The sequence below is a fragment of the Panacagrimonas perspica genome, from assembly GCF_004364935.1.
Classification (GTDB): Bacteria; Pseudomonadota; Gammaproteobacteria; order Nevskiales; family Nevskiaceae; genus Panacagrimonas; species Panacagrimonas perspica.
The window spans coordinates 64,182-85,090 of record NZ_SOBT01000011.1 but is presented as its reverse complement, the minus strand read 5'-3'; the positions used below and the strand labels follow the sequence as shown (position 1 = coordinate 85,090).

General features: G+C 63.1%; 16 protein-coding genes and 2 pseudogenes. 5 read left to right on the top strand and 13 right to left on the bottom strand.

From position 1 onward, the window contains the following. The first annotated feature begins 147 nt into the window (after positions 1–147). Positions 148–552, top strand: coding sequence for an MAPEG family protein (locus DFR24_RS19945; protein WP_133883212.1), 405 nt, complete (start codon positions 148–150; stop codon positions 550–552). 242 nt (positions 553–794) lie between these two features. On the opposite strand, the gene DFR24_RS19940 is transcribed toward DFR24_RS19945, so the two are convergent. Then, entirely contained in the window at positions 795–1,553 is a 759-nt protein-coding gene (locus tag DFR24_RS19940) for an SDR family oxidoreductase (protein WP_133883211.1), read from the bottom strand. A 59-nt stretch (positions 1,554–1,612) separates the two neighbouring features. Beyond that, a complete protein-coding gene (locus DFR24_RS19935; RefSeq protein ID WP_133883210.1) occupies positions 1,613–2,290 on the bottom strand; it encodes a type 1 glutamine amidotransferase domain-containing protein in 678 nt (225 codons plus the stop codon). 133 nt (positions 2,291–2,423) lie between these two features. Here DFR24_RS19935 and DFR24_RS25415 point away from each other — a divergent pair. Then, a pseudogene (locus DFR24_RS25415) lies at positions 2,424–2,615 on the top strand (hypothetical protein); the annotation flags it as partial. A gap of 6 nt (positions 2,616–2,621) precedes the next feature. On the opposite strand, the gene DFR24_RS25020 reads toward DFR24_RS25415, so the two are convergent. Further along, a complete protein-coding gene (locus DFR24_RS25020; protein ID WP_246051730.1) occupies positions 2,622–2,786 on the bottom strand; it encodes a hypothetical protein in 165 nt (54 codons plus the stop codon). Between the two features lie 475 nt (positions 2,787–3,261). Between DFR24_RS25020 and DFR24_RS19925 the strand changes: the two genes are divergently transcribed. After that, positions 3,262–3,783: a hypothetical protein gene (locus DFR24_RS19925; RefSeq protein WP_133883208.1), complete on the top strand. Its 522-nt coding sequence runs from the start codon at positions 3,262–3,264 to the stop codon at positions 3,781–3,783. Between the two features lie 114 nt (positions 3,784–3,897). Here the strand turns inward: DFR24_RS19925 and DFR24_RS25410 are convergent. From DFR24_RS25410 to DFR24_RS19885, 8 genes and pseudogenes are all read right to left on the bottom strand, one after another. Beyond that, positions 3,898–4,630, bottom strand: a pseudogene (locus tag DFR24_RS25410) (MauE/DoxX family redox-associated membrane protein). A 46-nt stretch (positions 4,631–4,676) separates the two neighbouring features. Beyond that, complete coding sequence (locus tag DFR24_RS19915; protein WP_133883207.1) at positions 4,677–6,485, bottom strand: glycoside hydrolase family 15 protein; 1,809 nt, start codon at positions 6,483–6,485, stop codon at positions 4,677–4,679. Continuing rightward, positions 6,482–7,561: a glucose 1-dehydrogenase gene (locus DFR24_RS19910; RefSeq protein ID WP_133883206.1), complete on the bottom strand. Its 1,080-nt coding sequence runs from the start codon at positions 7,559–7,561 to the stop codon at positions 6,482–6,484. The genes DFR24_RS19915 and DFR24_RS19910 overlap by 4 nt, the downstream gene beginning before the upstream one ends. A 497-nt stretch (positions 7,562–8,058) precedes the next feature. Next, positions 8,059–9,552 carry a TrkH family potassium uptake protein gene (locus tag DFR24_RS19905; RefSeq protein WP_133883205.1) on the bottom strand — a complete coding sequence of 498 codons (1,494 nt, stop codon included), beginning with the start codon at positions 9,550–9,552 and terminating at the stop codon, positions 8,059–8,061. A gap of 117 nt (positions 9,553–9,669) precedes the next feature. Then, positions 9,670–11,466, bottom strand: coding sequence for a glycoside hydrolase family 15 protein (locus DFR24_RS19900; RefSeq protein WP_133883204.1), 1,797 nt, complete (start codon positions 11,464–11,466; stop codon positions 9,670–9,672). Continuing rightward, on the bottom strand, positions 11,444–12,226 hold the full coding sequence (otsB, locus tag DFR24_RS19895) for a trehalose-phosphatase (protein ID WP_133883203.1): 783 nt from the start codon (positions 12,224–12,226) through the stop codon (positions 11,444–11,446). The genes DFR24_RS19900 and otsB overlap by 23 nt, the downstream gene beginning before the upstream one ends. Beyond that, positions 12,223–13,482, bottom strand: coding sequence for a putative Na+/H+ antiporter (locus DFR24_RS19890; protein ID WP_133883202.1), 1,260 nt, complete (start codon positions 13,480–13,482; stop codon positions 12,223–12,225). The genes otsB and DFR24_RS19890 overlap by 4 nt, the downstream gene beginning before the upstream one ends. A gap of 130 nt (positions 13,483–13,612) precedes the next feature. After that, complete coding sequence (locus tag DFR24_RS19885; RefSeq protein WP_133883201.1) at positions 13,613–15,871, bottom strand: alpha,alpha-trehalose-phosphate synthase (UDP-forming); 2,259 nt, start codon at positions 15,869–15,871, stop codon at positions 13,613–13,615. Between the two features lie 509 nt (positions 15,872–16,380). On the opposite strand from DFR24_RS19885, the gene DFR24_RS19880 reads away from it, so the two are divergent. Together DFR24_RS19880 and DFR24_RS19875 are read left to right on the top strand one after the other, a co-directional pair. Then, on the top strand, positions 16,381–17,682 hold the full coding sequence (locus tag DFR24_RS19880) for a penicillin-binding protein activator (RefSeq protein WP_133883200.1): 1,302 nt from the start codon (positions 16,381–16,383) through the stop codon (positions 17,680–17,682). Between the two features lie 96 nt (positions 17,683–17,778). Further along, the gene (locus tag DFR24_RS19875; RefSeq protein WP_133883199.1) at positions 17,779–18,732 is read left to right on the top strand and encodes a mechanosensitive ion channel family protein; all 954 of its coding nucleotides are present in this window, start codon (positions 17,779–17,781) and stop codon (positions 18,730–18,732) included. A gap of 101 nt (positions 18,733–18,833) precedes the next feature. Here DFR24_RS19875 and DFR24_RS19870 read toward each other — a convergent pair whose 3' ends face one another. Both DFR24_RS19870 and DFR24_RS19865 read right to left on the bottom strand, forming a co-directional pair. Beyond that, positions 18,834–19,853: a potassium channel family protein gene (locus DFR24_RS19870; protein ID WP_246051728.1), complete on the bottom strand. Its 1,020-nt coding sequence runs from the start codon at positions 19,851–19,853 to the stop codon at positions 18,834–18,836. A 117-nt stretch (positions 19,854–19,970) separates the two neighbouring features. Beyond that, positions 19,971–20,909 (bottom strand): glucokinase, encoded by a 939-nt coding sequence (locus tag DFR24_RS19865; RefSeq protein ID WP_133883197.1) that lies wholly within the window; start codon positions 20,907–20,909, stop codon positions 19,971–19,973.

The following is a 20,909-nucleotide window of genomic DNA, read 5'->3' as shown; positions in this document are numbered from 1 at the left end:
GATACCGGTGCGGCGAAATAACCGCAAGAATCGTCCGCACGACGTGCAGAAACGCGGTGCCGATGGACATCGAGGGCGACGATCTTTGCATCTGTTGGCGGGATGAGTACGTAAGGCGTCTCTCAATTCAACTTTCAGGGAATACCCATGACGGGGTTCATTGCCGTGCTGCTGTACGTGGCATGGATGCAATTGCTGACGCTGTCCTACGCGTTCCCGCGCGTGCCGATGGCGCTGTTCGGCGGTCGCAAGTTCGCGGACTGGGAGCGCGCCGAGGTCAATCGCGACCCACCCTTGATGGTCCGCGCCAAGGGCGCGCACCTCAACTGCGTGGAAAACTTTCCGCTCTTCGCTGCCGTCGTGGTGATCGCCGCACTTATGAGCAAGAGCCCCGTTGTGGATGGCGTCGCGGGCTTCATCCTGGCCGCGCGTGTGGGTCAGGGCGTGTCGCACCTCATCAGCACCGCCCCCGCGTTCGTACTGCTACGTGCGACCTTCTTCCTCGCTCAGGTAGGCATGATTTTCTGGGTTTGCTACCGACTCATCGCCTGATCAAGCCATTGGCTCGAAGGCGTGCGCGCCCGTCGGGGTGAGATCTCAATCTTGAAGTGTCCGCTTTTGACTGCTTGCTGCGTTCGCGGCCAGGACTGCTTCGGGCTGGTCAGCGACCTTCCGCGGGCTGCTGACCAGCAAGGCAGGAGGACATCGATTTCATGTCAGTGGCAGCCGTCATTCAACCTGCTGCGGTTGGTCACGCGGTCAAGCATTCGGTCGTCCGCGAACAAACGATCCCCCTACAACTGCACCGGCCATTTCGGCATGCCTGGCCAAGCACCCGTGAATGGGATGGTCTGGCCGTTGATGAAGTTACATTTGTCTGACGCGAGAAATGCGACGAGCTCGGCCTGCTCTTCTTGCTCGCCGAGCCGCTTGGCAGGTACATGCGCGTGGAGATATGCCTTGACCTCGGCGTTCTCCTCGAAGAGTGCGCGCGGATAGTAAAGCTCGCTATGGAGGAACTGCGAAAGAATGGCGTTGATCTGGACGTTGTGCTCCGCCAGCTCGAGCGAGAGCGACTTCGGCAGGTTCGAAGCGCCCGCCCGCGCCGCGCAGTAGCCAGAGGAGAACGGATATGGCGCTAACGGCGTCGCAGAGGAGAGCAAGATGATATGGCCGGTACGCCGCTCTTTCATGTGCGGCGCGACGGCGCGGATCAACGCGAAGGGCATCACGAGCAGCGCTTCGAGCGTCGCCCGGAAGGCATCGAGCGTGATCTGCTCGATCGGAAGGAAACCCGCAGGATGGACGTCATTGGAGAACAGGACGTCGACGTGACCGAATCGCTCGATAGCTTCTGAGACGAGCCTTCCCGGATCCTGCTCCTTCGTCGCGACGAGCCCGGTGTCCTTCTCGAATGCCTTGCGAGCGGGCTCGTCCACGAACGCCAGGTCGTGGCACAGGACCTTCATTCCGTCCCGCGTCAGTGCGCGTGCCGCCGCGGTACCTGCTAGCTGCTGGACGTTTGTGACGATCGCATTCTTCGATGCTGACATTGTGATCTCCTCCTTCGGTTGCTACGGACAGATGGGCAGGGGCGACCGACTGCCGAGAATCAGCTGAGCTTTTCGACCACGGCGCGGGCGGCGGGCCCCGACGATGCCGGGTTCTGGCCGGTAACGAGATTGCCGTCGACGACGACGAACGGAGCCCAGTCGTCACCCTTTGCATACAGGCCGCCGAGGCGGCGCATCTCGTCTTCCACGAGCAGCGGCACCACCTGAGTGAGGCCCACGGCTTCCTCTTCGGTATTGGTGAATCCGGTCACCTTGCGGCCCCGGACTATCGGAATACCGTCGATGGACACGTTCAACAGGGCGGCCGGGCCGTGACAAACCGCAGCCACGATCTTCCCGGCTGCATGCATCGTGCGGATCAGGCGCAGAGAATCGGGATTGGATACCAAATCCCAGAGCGGGCCATGGCCGCCGGGGTAGAACACAGCGTCGAACCCGGCAGGATCCTGCGCGGACAGCAACTGAGACGACGCCAGGACCTGCCCCGCCTCGGTATCGGCCTCGAATCGGCGGGTTGCATCCGTCTGGAAGCCGGCTTCGGCGCTCTTAGGATCCAACGGCGGCCGTCCGCCCTTAGGAGAGGCGACAACAACCTCGAAGCGCGCATCTCGAAAGACGTAATAGGGAGAGGCGAACTCCTCCAGCCAGAAGCCCGTGGGACGACCCGTGTCGCCGAGTCGATCGTGCGACGTGACGACCATCAGCACCTTTTTCATCACGGCATCTCCTTTCATTCTTGGTGACCGCGCCGGCAGAGATCGTCTTCCGGGGGCCGGCAATCCCGGCACGCGAAATAGCGCCCTCAGTTCCGAACATAGGAACTGAGGCACTGAATGTCAACCGGGTGATATGTTCACAGCGTCACCCTCCTTTCATCGAAGCATGCGTCCTCTCGTTCATCCCGCACTCGACGACCTTACCCCCGAAGGAATCCTTTACGCCCTGGCAGACCCCGTTCGCGCGCAGATCTTTGCGGAGATCGCGGTTTCCAAGTGTGCACACACTTGCAAAAGCTTCCTGGAGGTCAGCGACCGTCGGGTTCCGAAATCAACGCTGTCGAAGCACTTCGGCATCCTTCGCGAAGCTGGCCTGATCCACAGCACGCGCGTCGGTAAGGAGATGCACAACGTTCTGCGCGAAGACGTCGTTAAAGAGCGGTTCGACCCCTTGGTGACCGCGATCATCAATGCGCACAGAGAGCAGGAATTGCATCGGCGTTCGAGGGCATCCGCTCCCTGGCTTCCCTCCGGCGGAGCGAGCGCGGCCGGCCGAGCGCGGAGAGCCGCTGGTGCGTCTGGCACAGCCGTCTCCGGTACTCGCGACAAGGAACCGGTGAGTGCCTCAAGGGCGGCCGGAGACGGCCGCGTCCTGCGTCGATCTCAAAGAGCACGACGCAGACTAAAGGGGTGAGATGGAGTACTTCGTGGGTGTAGCCGCCCCGTTGCCGATTTCGAGCCCCAAGCGAGTCCGGCTCGATTCATCTTGGCGGCCGATGCTGACATCTCGTGCCGACATTCAACGACGGCTTGGTGCGTGCGATCGAGCGAGGTGCCACGTACGTGAGCCTCCTCACCTCCCTTTTGATGACGGGATCGGACCGCACTTAGCAGACGAATCGCGGTCCAACCTCCAAGCCCACGCGGATCGCGCGACAAGCTCGGCGAATCCGCCTTCGACGGAGATCCCGATGTACTTTTCGCTTCGCTCCATGCAGTTCCTCCGCGCCACCCGTCCTCCCTCGCGTCGGCTTCACCTGCAGCTGACCGCCGCCGGCTGCGCCGCGCTCTCTCTCCTGATGGCACCGGCGGCCACGTCCAGCGACGAGGCTTCTCGCGATCCGGACGCACTCGAGTTCGCCATTGAGGGCGTCGGCAAGGGAACGTTCGATGAGGCGGTGCTTGCCGAAGCGCCAGCCCAATCGCAGAAGGGTGCAGGTCACCTGTGCGTCACGCTTGCGGGCGGGTCCCGCAGCAACCCCCCGGCGCTCCTCAAGTGGGTAGGCTCCAACAGCGCAGGAGCGGCTCTCGCAACGCGACCCGACGCAACCCTTAGAGTGCCGGCGGCCCGCAAAGACCTAGAGCCGGGCACCTATCACCTGAGCGGCGTCACCGTCCGGAAATTTACTCAGAAGAGCGATCGCGATCTGACGCATCCGCGCCTCGCCGGTGTCGAAGTGAAGTGCGAGACGATCACGGGTCCGTCGGCCTGACAGGCAAGGGCGAGGTCCACACCCCTTCGATGCTCTTTCGCGATGGGTCGCGTGAGCGATGGGGGTACGGTCAGGCTTTGCCGGTTCGCTTCAGGACGTGCGGTGCACCATTCCTTAGAGCGTCCACAGGCCCATGCCAATCATCAAAAGGTTCTCGCTGAGGGACACGAAGCCGAGCGGCACCTCTGATCCGCCGCCAACGCACGCGCACTTCAGTTGGCGTTTCTGGTCCTAGACGGCATAGGCCACGGAGGCGGCGCTGACCCCACTGATGACGAGCGCGAGCGGCGCGGATATCCAGGGCACCGCGCCGGCGAGCATGAGCAGGCCAGACAGGGCTTCGGCGAAGGGATACAGGTAGGCGTATTGCACCGGCGGCGCGCGAGCAGGTCATAGCAGACGAACATCGTCGAAAAGCCTTCGAGATCCTGCAGCTTCTGGATCGCCAGAATGCACACGTCAATCGACGCGAAATGCTCGATCAGCACCATCGTCGGCAGCCCGCGGCTCGCGTACCAGGTACTCGCGCAGCCATCACGGGAGCCATGGCGAAGACGACGATGACGGGGCGGTAGCTGGTGGCGTCAGATGCGAGGACCTTCTCCTCGAAGAATCGCCGCAGGTCGTCGTATCCTCTGACTCGCCTGCCATCGATGAAGGTCTGCGGCGTTGTCTCGACCCCGTTGTCGCCTATGAACGCGTCGTTTCTTCGCGCGTCTGGAGAGGGTGATCCTCCGCGCTGAATCCCCGCCGTTGCAGCAGGTCGAGCGACTTCAAGCCGAAGGGACAGACGTTTTTCCATCACCATACGGAACAGGACGGCATGGCGGGATTGGGTCCGGGTCATGGCCAGGGTTCTTATGATCAGGCGCGGCGGGACATTCGGGCGCCGCTCAAGTGGGCGAAAATTCGCGCTCGTGTCCTGCGCGCTGCTCGGCCGGCTTCGAAGTGCGGGCGAGGTTGAAGGCGCTGTTGATCAGGGCGATGTGCGAGAAGGCCTGCGGAAAATTCCCCACGAGCCGGCGCCGCTCGACGTCGTATTCCTCTGCAAGAAGACCGACGTCATTGGCCAAACCGCACAGCCGCTCGAAAAGGCGCTGCGCCTCCTCACGCCGGCCGGTGAGGACCCAGGCGTCGACAAGCCAGAACGTACACGCGAGAAACGCCCCTTCGCCGGGCGGCAGGCCATCGTCGACATTATCCGTCCGGTACCGCAGCACAAAGCCGTCGACGAGCAATTCGCGTTCGATCGCCGCGATGGTGCCGAGAATGCGCGCGTCGTCACAGGGCAGAAAGCCGAGTTGCGGGAGCAGCAGAAGGCTGGCGTCCAGGTCCGAACTTCCGTACGAGCGGACGAACGTGTTACGCGAGGCATCGTAGCCGCGCGCGCAGACGTCGCGATGGATGTGGTCGCGCAGCGCGGTCCACCGCGCCACCGGCCCCGACAGTCCGAAGTCTTGGACGCCCTTGACCGCACGATCCAGCGCCACCCAGGCCATCACCTTTGAATAGGTGAAGTGCATCGGTTCGTTGCGGACCTCCCAAATGCCGGCGTCGGGTCGCTCCCAGATCTGCTCCAGCGAATTCATCAGCGCGCGTTGCAGCGCCCATGCTGGCTCGCTGCCCGTCAACCCGCCGCGGCGGGAATGATGCAGCGCGTCCATCAGCTCGCCATACACGTCGAGCTGCAGCTGCGAGTGGGCAGCATTGCCAATTCGGACGGGCGCCGATTGCTCGTAGCCGGGCAGCCATTCCGCCACCCACTCCGGCAGACGCGACTCTCCGCCGACGCCATACATGATCTGCATCCGCTTAGGGTTGCCCGCAACCGCACGCAGGAGCCAGTCGCGCCAGTCGTGTGCTTCCTCGTAGTAGCCGGCATTCATCAGCGCCAGCAGGGAAAGGGTCGCATCGCGCACCCAGCAGAACCGGTAGTCCCAGTTCCGCCGGCCGCCGATCTGTTCGGGCAGCGAGGTCGTCGGTGCGGCCACGATCCCGCCGGACGGGGCGTACGTCAGAGCCTTGAGCGTCACCAGCGAGCGGCGCACCGCTGGCGGAGCTTCCGGACTACAGCGGCTCATCCAGTCGTTCCAGAACGCTTCGGTCGAGGACAGTGCGTCGTGCGGGTCAATCGGCCCCGGCGGCTCGCCCCACGACGAACCGTGGGTCAGGACGAAGGGAACGACCTGCCCGACGCCGATCTCGAACGCCGCGACGGTGGACGCGCCTTCGCCGCGCAGGCCAACCGGCGTTCGCAGCACGACCCGCTCTGCGCCGCACACCGCCCGCAGCGAGCCGTCGGCTGCGCGCGTGACCCAGGGAACCTGTGCTCCGTATCCGAAACGCACGACCAGCTCCATACACATCGCCACACGTCCACGGTCGCCCCGGACCAGGCGCACGACGTCCGAGGCCGATCCGCGCGGCGGCATGAAGTCGATGACCGTCACCTCGCCTTCCGGAGTGCGGTGAGTGGTCTCGAGAATCAGCGTGTCGCCCCGGTAGCTGCGATGGGTTGCGACGTCGGTGGCGGCCGGCGCGATTCGCCATCGGCCGTGCTCCGGGGTCCCCAGCAGCGCCGCGAAGCACGCGTCGGAATCGAACCGCGGCCAGCACAGCCAGTCGATGGACCCGTCGCGTCCGACCAGCGCGGCCGTCTGGCAATCTCCGATCAGCGCGTAGTCCTCGATCCGCGAACTCACGTTTCAGCCTCGAACTCGAGGACCACCTTGACGTCGCCCGGCCGCCGCTCGAACGCGTCACGCCACTGTTCGAGGGCTACACGCCGCGTGATGATCCGGTTGAGCCAGCCTCGATCCGCGCTCGCCAGCGCGCTCGCGGCCATCTCGTAGTGGCTGCGGTTGGCATTGACGGATCCGAATACGACATCGTTCTCCAGAACGATCTGCCGGTTGAGCACCCCCATGTCCAGGCTGAGTCGATGTCCACCGGAGGAAACGCCCGCCAGACACACGATGCCCGCACGCGCGGTGTGCTCGAGTGCGTCCATCACGATCGGTGCGGCCCCGGTGCATTCGATCACGATGTCAGGCTCCAGAGAGCGCAGAGCGCGGATGTTGCCAGAGTGATAGTGGCCGCCCAGGTCCCGGACGAGGGCGGGCTTGACGCCGTCCTCGGCGCGATCGAACACATGGACATCGAGGCCTCGTTGCTTACCCAGCAGCGCGGCGAGCAGGCCGATCGGGCCTGCGCCGGTGACGAGAACGGTTCGCGGATTCCAGCAGCGTGCGCGTCCGCCGATGCGTTCTACGTGGTCCCACGCCTTTGCCACTACGCTCGCCGGTTCGAGCAGTACCCCGAGGAACCCGAGCGTCGCATCTACCTTGACCGCGAACGCCGGCTCGACCCGGATCCACTCGGCCGCGAACCCGTCGAGTTCCTTGATGCCGCGCTCGGTGTATTGCCCGTTCCTGCACATATCCCACTCGCCGGCGGCACAGCAGGGACACGGCACGGGATCTGGCCGACGCACGATGCCGACGATCAGATCCCCCGCCGTGAGACCCGATGACGCCGGTGCCTCGACCACGCGAGCGATCGACTCGTGTCCGATGACGAGTCGCTCCACGTCAGGCGGTGCCCATCCGTAGGTGCCCGAGAGGATTTCGAAATCAGTCCCACAAATGCCAATCGCCAAAGTCCTGGCGACAATCACGCCGTTGCCCGTCGGGCCCGCGAGCACTTCGAGCTTCGCCGAGTTCCGTCGGCCGGGGACCACCGTGAGAGCGCGGCTCGTGGGGAAAAGGGAGATGTCCATGCCAAACCGGTCGCATGAAGCAGTCCCGGGTCGCCACTGGAGACACCACGCGCACCCGGGGTGTGCGGCGCGCTCGCGACCTGCGCGTGCGTTGTAACCCCCAAAGCGAGGCGTAGATAGCAGAGGACCGACGAAGGGCTACAGCGAGGACGCGTTGCCGCCAAGCCGTATGCAGCGGCGTTCTGAGTCGCAGAGCGATCTCTCTGCTTGAGATCAAACGGATCGAGGGTGCGAAGTCGGCTCAGGCTGTCCCACGCCTCCCCACAGGTCGGCTCAGTCGTGCCAAGAGCAGCACTTCGCCGACATCCGGTCTCAAGAAGCTAGGTGGTGTCTGCGACCTCGAAGCCAAAGGGAAAAACGGACTCCCTACAGAATCAGGTTGCGGAAGAGACGCAGCGCTTTTCTGCACCCCAGTCAAAAATACGTCTCACAGGAAGAACCCGATCGACAATGGAGCGATCAACCGTCGACGAGAACGTTCGCTCGACGACAGCTCATTACCAACGTCTCCAAAAGCCGGGATTCAGCACGATCAGCAGAGTAAAGATTTCAAGTCTGCCCAGCAGCATCGTGAATATCAGAATCCATTTTCCGGCTTCGCTTACCCCAGCCATCGAGCCGGCGAGTGGGCCCAGGCCTGGTCCCATGTTGTTAATGCAGGCTGAGACGGCCGAAAATGCGACCACCGGGTCCAGACCCGTTGAGATCATGGCGAACGTGAGTACGATCGTGAAGCCGATATACACGGAGAAGAAGCCGCCCACTGCGTAAACAACCGCATCGTCCACCACCTTTCCTTCTAGCTTAATGGGGAGCTGGGCTGACGGATGGACCAGTCGTTTCACTTCTCGCATCGCCTGCTTCACAAACAGCATTAGACGAACCATCTTCACGCCGCCCGATGTCGATCCGGCGCATCCCACCATAAAGCCGGCGAGTATCAGCATTAGAGGGGCATAGCTGGGCCAGACGCTCGAATCCGACGTGGTAAATCCCGTCGTCGTTCCGTAAGAAATGACATGAAACACGCTCTTTCGCACCGACACGAGCGGATCGCTGAACGTAGCAGTCAGGATCAGCGGCAGCGCGACGAGAGCTGAAAACAACAGGATCACGGACAGACTGGTGCGGAATTCGCTGTCTCTCCAATAGGAGCGCACGCTGCGACTGCGCCAAACTGCAAAATGAGTCGCGAAATTGATCGTTCCCAACAGCATGAACAACATTACAGCCCACTCGAGTATGGGATTTTGGAAAAATCCAATACTGGCGTCGTGGCTAGAAAACCCTCCAGTTGCCAAGGTCGATAACGCGTGTATAACCGCGTCGAACGCTGTCATGCCCAGTGCGTAATAGACCAAGCCGCACACGGCCGTGAGGGTCACGTAAACCAACCAAAGGACCCGCGCAGTCTCGGTGATGCGCGGGGTCAGCTTGGCATTTTTCATCGGCCCTGGAGTCTCGGCCCTATATAGCTGCATGCCGCCGACCCCCAGCATCGGAAGGACGGCAACCGCAAGCACGATGATTCCCATGCCGCCGAGCCAATGCAGCTGCGCCCGGTAGAAGTTGAGCGCGTGCGGGAGATCATCCAACCCCCTTGCGACCGTGGTGGCTCCCGTAGTTGTCAGTCCGGATACGGACTCGAATATGGCATCGGTATAGGAGTGCCAAGCCGCATGGGTGAGGATCAACGGAATCGCGCCAAAGATTCCGAGAACCGCCCAGAAAAGAACGGTGATCAAAAAGCCGTCACGCGTCTTAAGTTCAGCACGCTCCTTGCGGGCGGGCCACCAGATGACGGCCCCCGTCACGAACGTGATCCACAGAGCTGTCAGAAATGGGCCCGTCGTGGTGCCCTCGTAAAGCTGATCCACGACGATGGGCGGAACCATGGTGAAGCTGAAGATCATCAGCAGAAAGCCCGTAATGCGTTGCACCGCTACGAAGCGATGAAGGCGAGTGCTCGGGTGTGCGGTCCAGGAGGTCATTGAGGGAGTTCGCGCGATGCTGTGGATCGATTAATCGCCGACACTCGTCGTCGCCTGACAGGCGATGAAAGCTGGCTCACTGCTCGACATTCATGGGGCAACGATCCCGAACTTCGCTCAGACTGCGTCCTCCCAGTCCCGAGACAGCCGAGTCGCCGCGTTGATGATGCCTACCAGCGAATAGGTTTGCGGATAGTTGCCCCAGAGTTCGCCGGTCTGGGGATGCACATCTTCCGACAACAATCCGAGGTGATTGCGTCGGGCCAGCATATTCTCGAAAAGCTCCCGCGCCTCGTCCCGGCGGCCGACCTTCGCGAGCGCATCCAGATACCAGAACGTGCAGATGTTGAACGCCGTCTCCGGCATGCCGAAGTCATCGGCCTGCGCGTACCGGAACAGGTAGGGGCCGCGACGCAGGCGGTTTTCGACGGCCGCGAGCGTGCCCAGGAACCGGGGGTCCTGCGCCGCGACGAATCCCACCTCCACCATCAGCAGCAGGCCGGCCTCGACATCGGCTCCGCCGAAGCTCTCCACGTACGAGTTGGCTTCGGCGTTCCAGGCGTGGGTGTCGATCGCGGCACGAATGATCTCTGCGCGCTGCTGCCAGTGCACCGCCCGCTCCGTCAGCCCCAAGTGCAGCGCGATCTTGCCAAGGCGATCGCAGGCAGCCCAACACATGAGCGTCGAAGACGTGTGGACGCGCGCACGCGTGCGCAACTCCCACATGCCCGCATCCGAGAGGGCATGCACGCGGAACGCCTGATCCCCCACCGATTCGAGGCGAGCGAACTCCTCGTGTCCGGCGGTGCGCATCAGGCGCTCGTCGAAGAAGGACTGCGTAGCAGCCAGGATCACGTTGCCATAGACGTCATGCTGGAAATGCTCGTAAGCCTGATTGCCGATCCGCACCGGACCCATGCCACGGTATCCGCCAAGACACTCGGCGTGACGCTCCGTGAGCGCGCGCTCCAAGCCGATGCCGTAGACCGGCTGCAGGTGCCCGTCGGGTGCGTCCACGACCAGATTCTCGAAGTAACGCAGATACAGCTCCATCGCTTCGACCGCGGACAGGGAGTTGAGTGCACGTACCACGAAGAACGCGTCGCGCAACCAGCAGTAGCGGTAATCCCAGTTGCGCTGGGTTCCGGGTGCTTCGGGGATGCTCGTGGTCATTGCCGCGACGATGGCGCCCGTGTCCTCGTAGGTGGACAGCTTGAGTGTGATCGCCGCGCGGATCACCGCCTGCTGCCATTCGAGTGGCAAGGCCAGGCGCCGCGTCCACTGCTGCCAGTAGCGCGCCGTCGATTCGTGGAAATGCCGCGCGAGGTGATCCAACCCCTCCTCGATCGTTTCATCAGGGCCGAGCAAGAAATTCAGCGGCTCGTCGACCAGGAACGCAGTTTCGTCAAGCACGTACGTTACCGGCGCATCCGTGGTCAGGCGCAAGGTGAAGGCCGGCCCCTGATAGCGCACGTGATTGGACCCGTGCGTGATGACAGGCCCCACCGCGCCGTATCCAAAACGCGGGCGCAGACGCACTCGGATGCGCGGACGTCCTGCGAGGCGGCGAACCCGTCGCACCAGCATCTGCGGTCGGAACATCCGCCCACGCGCCTCAAAGCGCGGACAAAAATCGACGATCTCGATGGCGCTCCCATCGGACGCGAACAGGCGCGTGACCAGGACGGCCGTGTTGTGCTCGTAGACCTGCTCCCCGCGCTCGCTTCCTTCGAGCACGATGCTCCATTGCCCGTCGACCCGTCCCGGATCCGCGCCGTCCACCAGCGCGCAGAACACCGGGTCTCCGTCGAATCTCGGAAGGCAGCACCACTGCACGCTCGCTTCCCGGTCGATCAGGGCCGCTATACCGCAGTTGCCGATGACGCCCAACTCAAGGTTCTGAAGCTTTGCCATACGCGGCCTCCAGCGCGGTGAGACTGGCGCGCAACCAACGCAGCACGTCGGATGGCGATGACAAGATGTGGGTAGCCCGGGGGGAGCTCGCGCCTACGCGCACGCTCATGCCCCCGCAACCCGATACCACAGGAAACGCCTCCTCGTCGGTAACATCGTCACCCAGAAACACGGGTACGCGGAATTCGAACGGCGCGCGCTGCAGGAGCCTCAGGATCGCGCTGCCCTTGTCCGCGGCGGCCGGAAGCGCTTCGATGACGCAGTGCCCGTGCATCAATCGCAGGTCCGTGCGTTGGCAGGTGACCGCGAGCATTGCCGACTCGCATTCCTCACGTCTTTCAGGCGCCAGCCGGTAGTGCAAGGCCACCGAGTGTTCTTTGTCCTCGACAAGAACCCCCGGCACGGATGCAAAACGTGAGCGCAATTGCTCGACAATGTTTCGCACGGGCAGCAGTGGCAGACGATCGATCGTGCGCATGCCGGGCAAGCGGTACTCCGCGCCGTGCAAGCCCGCACCGATGACCGTCCATGGCCGCAAGAGCGCATCGACGGTTTCGAGTGCGCGGCCGGTAACGATTGCGAGGGCACCCCCCAGCGCTGATGCGAGCGAGGCGAGCAGTGCGCTCAGATCCTGGGGCACCACGACGGCGTCCGGTGTGGACGCAAGTTCCAGGAGCGTCCCGTCCAGGTCGAGAAACAGGGCATTGCGGCGCGTCAGCAGCGGCGGCGGCGGCCCTGTGTCGGGCGGATGCGGAGTCACAGGTAGCGCATGGCCACGATGGCCACTGCTGTCGGCGGCAGTGCGGCGAGCAGCAGTCCGAGCGGACTGATCGTCTCGTCCTCGAAGCGGACCTTCAGGATCGAGAAGCCTGCCGGGTTGGGCGCGTTGGCGATCACTGTGAGCCCGCCACCGGTAACCGCTCCTGCTACCAGCATGTATTTGAATTCGTCAGTGAGGCCCTCGACGAGCGATCCCAGGTAGGTCAGCGCCGCGTTGTCCGTCAGTGCGGTCAGGCCGGTGGCGCCGAAATACACCGCATCAGGACTCATCGACAGCAGCAGCGGCTGCAGCCACCACTGCTGCAGACCTCCGAGCACGACGAGCCCCGCCAAGAAGAAAGCGACCAGCAGCGCTTCACGCACGATCAGCCTTCCCTGGTGCCGCTGGTAGGCGCTGGCGAATCCCATGAAGAACAGCAGCAGGCCGAGAAACAACGCCGGGTGATGCGCGAATACGACGATTCCGAGAAGCACCGCCGAGTTCACGATCATCATCGAAGCCGGTACCGGCGCCCGGCGGGACTCGTCGATGGCGCTGATTCCGCCCAGCACTTTCCGGAAGAGCAGCGTTACAGCCAAGGCGTTCACTGCCACCGCGATCGCGGCCTTCCAGCCGAACTGGGTCATCATGAACACGATGTCCCAGCCCCATTTCCCGGCAACCATCAGCACGGGTGGCGCAGCAAATGGCGTCAACACACCGCCGATGGAGATGTTGACGAACAGCACGCCGAGCGTGGCGTACTTGAAGCGGGCGCTCAACCCCTCCTCGTGGAGGAAGCGGTCTCGCAGCATCAGCGCGCCCAGCGTCATAGCGGCCGGCTCGGTTATGAACGACCCCAGTAAGGGCACCAGCGACAAAATGGTGAAATACGCGGCCAAGCTCGGCGTCATCGGTAGCAGACGGGAGACTCCCCGCACCAGCAAGCTCGCCAGTTCGAGGATCGGGCGGCTCCCAGCGACGATCATGATCGCGAACACGAACAGCGGCTCCGTGAAGTTTCGCGAGTCCACGTAGCCGAGCGCGCTCTGTTTGCCTTCGATCGCGAACAGTGCGATCACCAACACCATCGCCCAGAATCCGAAGACCACCTCCACTTCACCCAGCAAGTGGAAGATGCCTTCGTGCTGCGGATGGCGGTGCGCCAGCCGCTCGAAGATCTTCGTGGAGAACGTATGGATCAGCGCGATGGCGAACAGCGCTGCAGCCAACCACTGAACCAGAGTCGCTGTCATGATCGAATTGTCGCTCCTTGCGTGAGTCGGGTGATCGTGGCGCGGGCTAGAGCGACTTCTTCGGGCTGCGGTCGCGACCCACTTGTTCGTCGGATCGCACTGCGCGATTCACGATGTGACGGGGCGCATTTCATCCCCGCCCTCCCATTGCGGAGAGCCGAGTCTTTGAAAGCAGACCGGCCAGTTGTTCACGCTGCCGTAGTCGGCTCGCGTCGATCAACATTCGTCCCGCCCAGCGATAGACATTAAATTCCGCGACGAGCGCGCGCATCACCCGCATGCGGGCACGCTGCTCATCGCGCGGCATGTGCAGCGCCGCGGACAGCGCGGCGCTGGATTCTTCGATGTCGTAGGGGTTGACCTGCAGCGCTTCGGTTAACTCCTGTGCCGCGCCGGTGAATTTCGACAGGATTAGAACCCCCTGTTCGTCATCCCGCGCCGCGACATATTCCTTGGCTACCAGGTTCATTCCATCGTGCAGGCTACTGACGTAGCAGAGGTCGGCCGCCCGGTAATACCGAAACACATCCGCCGGCTCGGTGTGCTCACGCTTGAGCACGATGGGACGCCATAGATCCGCACCGAACCGCGCATTGATTCGTGCGGCGAGCTGTTCCACGTCGTCGTTCAGTCGCTGGTAGCGGTCGATCAGAGTACGGCTCGGAGAGGCCAGCTGCAGGAAGGTGAATCGACCCACCAGAGCCGGCTCACGCTCAAACAGTCGCTCCACCGCACGCAGGCGTTCCTCGATACCCTTGGTGTAATCGAGCCGGTCCACACCCATGCCGAGCTTCGCGTCCTCCTTCAAGCCCAGCTCGGCGAAGACGCTCGCGCGGCAAGCGTCGGACGCCGGCGCGCTCTCGACCCAGCGATTGGGCCATTCGATGGAGATCGGATAGGCCCGCACCAGTGTGCTGCGTTCGTTGCGCGAGATCGCGAGGCCTTCTCGGTCGAGACGTGCTTCAAGGAAGCGGTCGGCCGCTTCCATGAAATTGTTGCAATGGAGCCGGGTGTGGAATCCGACGATGCTGCTTCCTAGAAGACCGTCCAGCAGTTCCTTGTGCCAGGGACAGATGCTGATCTGTTCCGCGTTCGGCCAGGGGATGTGCCAGAACGTCAGGATCGTGGCGCGAGGCAGGCGTTCCCTGAGAAGCCTCGGAGCGAGCGCGAAGTGATAGTCCTGAACCAGGATCACCGGATCATCGGAATCGACTTCCTGGCAGACCGCATCCGCAAATTTGAGGTTGACGTCTTGGTAGTGGCGCCAATCCTCCGCGCGAAACAGGGGACGGTTGTGAGCCACGTGACACAGTGGCCACAGCCCTTCGTTCGAGAAGCCGTAGTAGTAGCCGTGCTCCTGCTCTGGCGTCAGCCATACCCGCCGGATCCAGTAGGACTCTTCGCCGGGCGGCACGCGGATGCGGCCCTGTGCGTCGGCGGTCTCGCGGTCGGCGCTACCAGCACCGTGCGCGAACCACACGCCCGAACAGGCGCGCATCACCGGTTCGAGCGCGCTGACCAGCCCACTGGCCGGATGCACCACTTCGATCGATCCGTCTGGCCGGCGGTTGTGGAGATACGGTTCGCGATTGGCGACGACAATCATGCGCTCGCCGTGAAGATGCCGCTGCAGGGTCAACTTGAGACGTTGAGGACTCCATAGCCCCCCGTTCAACTCTGCGCTCTCTTCTTTCGCAAGCCGATCGAGCAGGTCACGCAGATCCTTGAGAAGAGGTTGGAACTCAGGCCGTGAATCACCATGCCCCAGCGACAGCTGGTGCAGCGTATGGCTCCAGCCGCGCCACAGCATTCGCACGGTGAACAGGGTGATGACGGCGGCGAGCACAGCGAGGATCGCGAAGACGGCGAAGAGGAAGCGTTGCGTGCTCTGTTCGCGCCGCGCAGCGAAGCTCAGGTCGTGGACCAGAATGACGAAGCCCAGAGCCTGGTCGCCTTCTATCAGAGGAATGGCACTGACATGGACGTCGCCACCTGCGAGTGCGACCGTATCTCGCCACGTGCGCCACGAATGCGCAGGAGACGTCGCGGACGGACGAATCCGGCGAGCCATCTCGTCGCAGGAGAGCGCCGACGACGGATACCCGGACGTCACGGCCACCGGAGACTCCGTAGAGCCACACATTGCAGCAGCGAGAATTCGCTCGTCACGCGCAAGGTCGGTCAGCAGGTCCTGCACGCTGCGCATGTCCGCTCGGCGCAGGTCCGCCACCAGCGCGCGGCGCGCACCGCTCAATGCCAATTCTGCCCTGAGCGCGACATCCTTCTCGAACCACCCGCGAGTTGTTTTGGTCACGACCAACCAGGCTGCGAGGACAAGGATTGTCAGCGCTGCAAGCCAGGCCACGAGAAAGCGGAAGTTGCCCCTCATTCGCCGTTCAGTCCTTGCATTGCGAGACGCTCGACCGCACTTCCCATTTGTCTGAGGCTTCCTTTCGAGAAATGATTTCTCGCGCTGTTGCAAAAGCGTCCCTAAGCCCGCGCATGCTGTCCGGTGCAAGTACGGCCCGAACTCTGGAGGCATCGTCCATCGACGCCAGTGGGCCAGAAGGCGCGTCACGAATGGACGCTGTGATCTCATGGCCGCCCTGAATTCTACATGTTGCTCTGCGCGGATTTGCCCGGCCGTGCATTTCTCCTCAACTTCAGTTCGGCTCTTTCAACCAGCACGGCGGGGTGACGGGCAGAGAAGAGGGCAAGCCCGTACGCGCATCACCGCGTTGCCGCGTGCGCCTTCGACTTGGCTGCGTCTGCGCAAGGGTTGGCATGCGTATGGCTTGGAATGCGTGCGGCACTCAAATGCGCCGCGCTGCACCTACGCCGCAAACCGCGACGGGGGACCGTCAGAACGCGACGCCACTCTTTTGAAAGGATGTTCCTTTGCCAGCTGACATCATCGATCGATCCCTGCGTGTCGACCGGATCTGCACAAACACGATCATCGCGATCCTCGTTCCGCTCGCTCTTTCGGGCTGCGCGGGGTTTGCCCCATCGCCCACTGCACAAGTAACCCGCGTCGCGCGCGCATCAACGATTCACACGCAGCCGATGCCCGTGCGCGCTGCTGATCCACCGAAGCCGCTACTTACCGACTCGGGCGTGCGCTCGATCGCGCTGCTGCTGCCGATCTCGGGCCGTTTCGAGAATCCTGCGTCCGCGCTTCGCGACGGCTTCTTTGCCGCGCACCTGGCCTCGCGTTATCCGCGGCCTCTGATTCACGTCTACGACAGCGGCGAAACAGGTGAAAGCGCCCTCACTGCTTACGACACGGCGATAGAGCGATCGCCGGATATCGTCGTAGGACCGCTGCTGCGCGAGCAACTCGACGCGCTTGCAAACCAACGTCAGTTTGTCCGGCCTGTCCTTTCTCTGAACTATTTGGATGACGCGATTGCGCCACCGCCCCTGCTTTATCAATTCGGCCTGTCTCCGGAGGACGAAGCCCGGGAAGCCGCCGCATCGGCCATCGACAGCAACTTGAGATCTGCCGTCATTCTCGCGGAGGAGAGCGATTGGGGAACCCGGACTGCATCTTCGTTCAGAGATCACTTCGAGGCCTTGGGCGGGACCGTCCTGCGCACACGGCGGTTCTCGGCCGTTGGGGACGATTCGAGCGAGACGATTCGCGGGTTGCTGGACCGTAGGACGATCAACGGTTCCGCTGACGAGGATATCGAGACGGTGTTCATCGCCACAGGCGCTGCCCAAGCCAGGCTCATCATTCCGGAACTGCGCTTCTATTGGCACCGTCCGAATGATCTTGTCGTCTACGGCGTCGCGGCGTCTTACGATCGCTCGCTGAGCGCGACCGATCGCGAAGGATTGCGCTTCTGCGGTATGCCCGTGGTCCTCGCCTCGGCATCGATAGGAGCGGATCCGTACGGCACGTCGTCTGCCCAATCGGTCGGTCGTACTCGCCTTCAAAGCTTAGGCTTCGACGCATACCGAATCGCCCGTGCGATCCGTCTGAAGGAGTTCGTGGTCGGCACGACGATCGATGGCAGGACCGGAGCATTGTTGGTGCAGGACGACGGAAGGATTCTCAGGCGTCTGTCTTGCTCGGAAGTCTCGGACGGTCACCTTCAGGCACTCGACAATTCGGCGACTGCGACTGCGTACCGACAGCCCACTCTCACTGCACTTGAAGACAGACTCGACGATGGCGCTCGCCAAACGCGTTGAAGTCATCGACGCGGATATCGTCGGTCGCAACCAATTCCCAATTCTGCGTTCGGATCAGGGTCGAACCGATCACAATCAACCGACACACACTCGAATATGAATCTCGATGCAGTCACCCAGGTGCAACTCGCGGAATTGACGCAGGCCTCGATCCGCGTGGCGATTGTGCTGATCGTTTGGTGGGTGCTCAGTCGCGTCGTACGCGTACTCCTGGGCCGCGTGGAGTCCCGCCTGTTGCGCGACGTCGCGGCCGATCAGCCGCTGTCGATGGAGGACCGTAAGCGCGTCGATACGCTGATGCGCCTGCTTCGGCAGATCGTGACGGTATTTTTGTTCGTCACGCTCGCTCTGGTGATGCTCATGCAACTCGGTATCGCCGTGGGGCCTATCCTAGCCAGCGCGGGAGTTGTCGGCATCGCAGTCGGCTTCGGCGCTCAGAGCCTGGTGCGCGACATCATCACGGGCTTCTTCTTCGTGATGGAAAACCAGGTCCGCGTGGGGGACGTTGCCGTCATCAATGGAACCGGCGGTCTGGTCGAAGCCATGACGTTGCGTACGCTGGTGATCCGCGATCAGGCCGGAACCGTGCACGTGTTCCCCAATGGCTCCGTCGATACGTTGAGCAACATGACGCGAGGATGGTCCGCCTACGTGTTCGATATCGGTGTCGCCTACAAAGAGGATCCCAGTGCCGCCATCGCCGTGATCCGGGCCACGGCCGAAGGCATGCAGAGTGACCCCTCGTTCGCGGACAAGATCATTGAAAAACCGGAGATCTTCGGCGTGGACAAGCTTGATGAGTCGGCCGTCGTCATCAAGGGCCGAATCAAGACCTTGCCGATCAAGCAATGGGAGGTTGGCCGTGAGTTTCTCAAGCGCGTGAAACTCGCGCTCGACGAAGCAGGCATCGAGATCCCGTTCCCCCATCGAACTCTGGTGTTCGCTTCTTCCGGCGCAACCGATGCGCGGGAAGAGACGCTGTTGCGGGCCGTCCCGCCCGCCGCGGCGAAGACGGCACCGCAGGCCAAGGAAGATACAGGCGGGGACTGAGTCGGCGAATGGTCAGCAATGCGAGTGCTGGCTGCCTCAGCGGACTCCCTCTCGATCTGGCGCGACCTGACAGCAGCCAACGAGTCGGGAGCGAGGCGTGATCAGGAATGCTCGATCTCTAGCAGGGTGTCACCCGTCCTGACCACAGCTTCAGGCCCCTCCCAGAAGCCTATCCGGCTGTTGCCCCGCAGAATGCGGACAACTAGTCCGGGCGAGATGTCGCGAATCGCCTTGCCCACCTCTTCGGGCAGCGCGATCCGTTCGACCAAACGGACGCGCCCGTCCGAACACATGAGGTCGCTGATGTAATCCGCCACGTGTGAGGACCGCACCGAGTCCGCCATGAGGTAGCCCCCGACGATGGAGGGCGCCACGATGGCGTTGGCGCCAGCCTGGCGGACCAGCTTGATGTTCTCCTCCTCAGCGACTGAGCAGATCACGCGAACGGAGGGCGCGAGTTGGCGAACGGTAAGCACCGTCAGTACGGTGGCATCGTCGCGGCCCAGGCAGATCAGCACGGCCTGCGCACGCGGTACGCCGGCGTCGAGCAGATCCTGTTCGCGCGTGGCGTCGCCGAGAAGGCCGATGTATCCGAGTGCCGCGGCCTGCTCAAGAACCTTCGCGTCCTTGTCCAGCACCATGATCTGCGCCGCCGGCGTCCCGCGCGCCACCGCCTCCTGAGCCGAGCTGCGCCCGCTGTGGCCGAATCCGCAGACGACGAGGTGCCCGCTCAGGGTGTTCTGAATTCGCATCATCCTGCGAGCCTCCATCCAGCGTTGCAGCACCAATTCGTAGGCGGTGCCGAGAAATACCAGCCAGATCACCAGCCGAAGCGGCGTGACCAGTACCGTGTCCACCAACCTGGCCCGCTGCGATACCGGGACAATGTCGCCGTAGCCGACCGTGGTGATGGTCACGGCAGTGAAGTAGGCCACGTCGCCGAAGCTCACATGGCCGTCGACATGATCTTTCAGTCCATCGCGATCGGCCCAGAAGATGGCGAGCACCGCGAGCACCAGTACGATCAACAGGAGAACTCGGGTCAACAGCACGCGCTCGGGCGATCGCGTCGCCTGCACGAACAGGCGGCGGCGAATGATTGTCGGGAGCGCAGTCTTCACCGACGACCACCCGCCGCCGTCATCGACGTTGCCGTCGGCAGCGACCCGCCAATGTCCATGCGTTCTTGGGCCGACGCGGTCACTCGTACCCCGCACGCCGTGCATCTGAACGATGTCTCATCGGTGCTCGAATGCGATTCGCGCCATGCCCAGCAGTGCCGGCTGCGCATGCGCGATGCGATGGACCGGAACGGCCGCAAGATCCGCGGAGAAAGGGGCCTTGTCCTCGAAGCCCCGGCGGAAGGCATGCAGATCCAGTGAATCTCCCAAGTCGCTGACCAGGCTGCCGGTGAGATGCACCCCGCCCCACGCACCGAGGCCCAGCACGAGGTTGCGGATGCTGCGACCCAGCCACGTGGAAAACGCCGTGAGGGATTTGAGAGCGGCGTTCTCGTGCCTGCGCTGCCGCATCAACAGCTCGTCCACCGTCTGGCACGACGACCCCGAGATCACCTCGTAGAGGCGCAGCAGGCCGGACTCGGACAGCAGCGCGTCCGCCGTGAGACGTCCGAGGGGCGCGAGCCGATTGAGCCATTGACGCTCTTCGGCGCTCACCGCCGCAAGATCGGAGTGTCCTGCCTCGGTTTCGATCACGGTACCGTCGGCGGTCAGGGCCGCGGCACCAAAACCGGATCCGACGCTGATCACCAAGCGCAGACCCTCGACGGCGGCCCGCGAAGGTCCGAAAGGCCAGCGCTCATCCGCACTGAGCAAAGGCAACGCCGCCGCGATGGCCGCGCGCTCGTTGACGATCCAGCAGGGGCCACCGATCAAATTAACAAGGGATTCCCTTTCAAGTGTCAGTGAAGTGTTGGTCACCGACACCCAGGTTCTGCCGGGCAGCCGGCGCACCCGCCCGGCGGCCGAGACCGCAATCGCGGCTGGCTGCTTGCACCGTGCATCCAACAGAAATTCGCGCAGCACCTCGAACAGGTCCGCGCGGGGTACCGCGTACAACCGGTTCTCTTCCAGGTAAGGTCTGGGCGCATCATGCCGCGCGAGCGCCAGCCGGCAATGAAGACTCCCGATATCCGCTACCAGCACGCGCTCATCCAT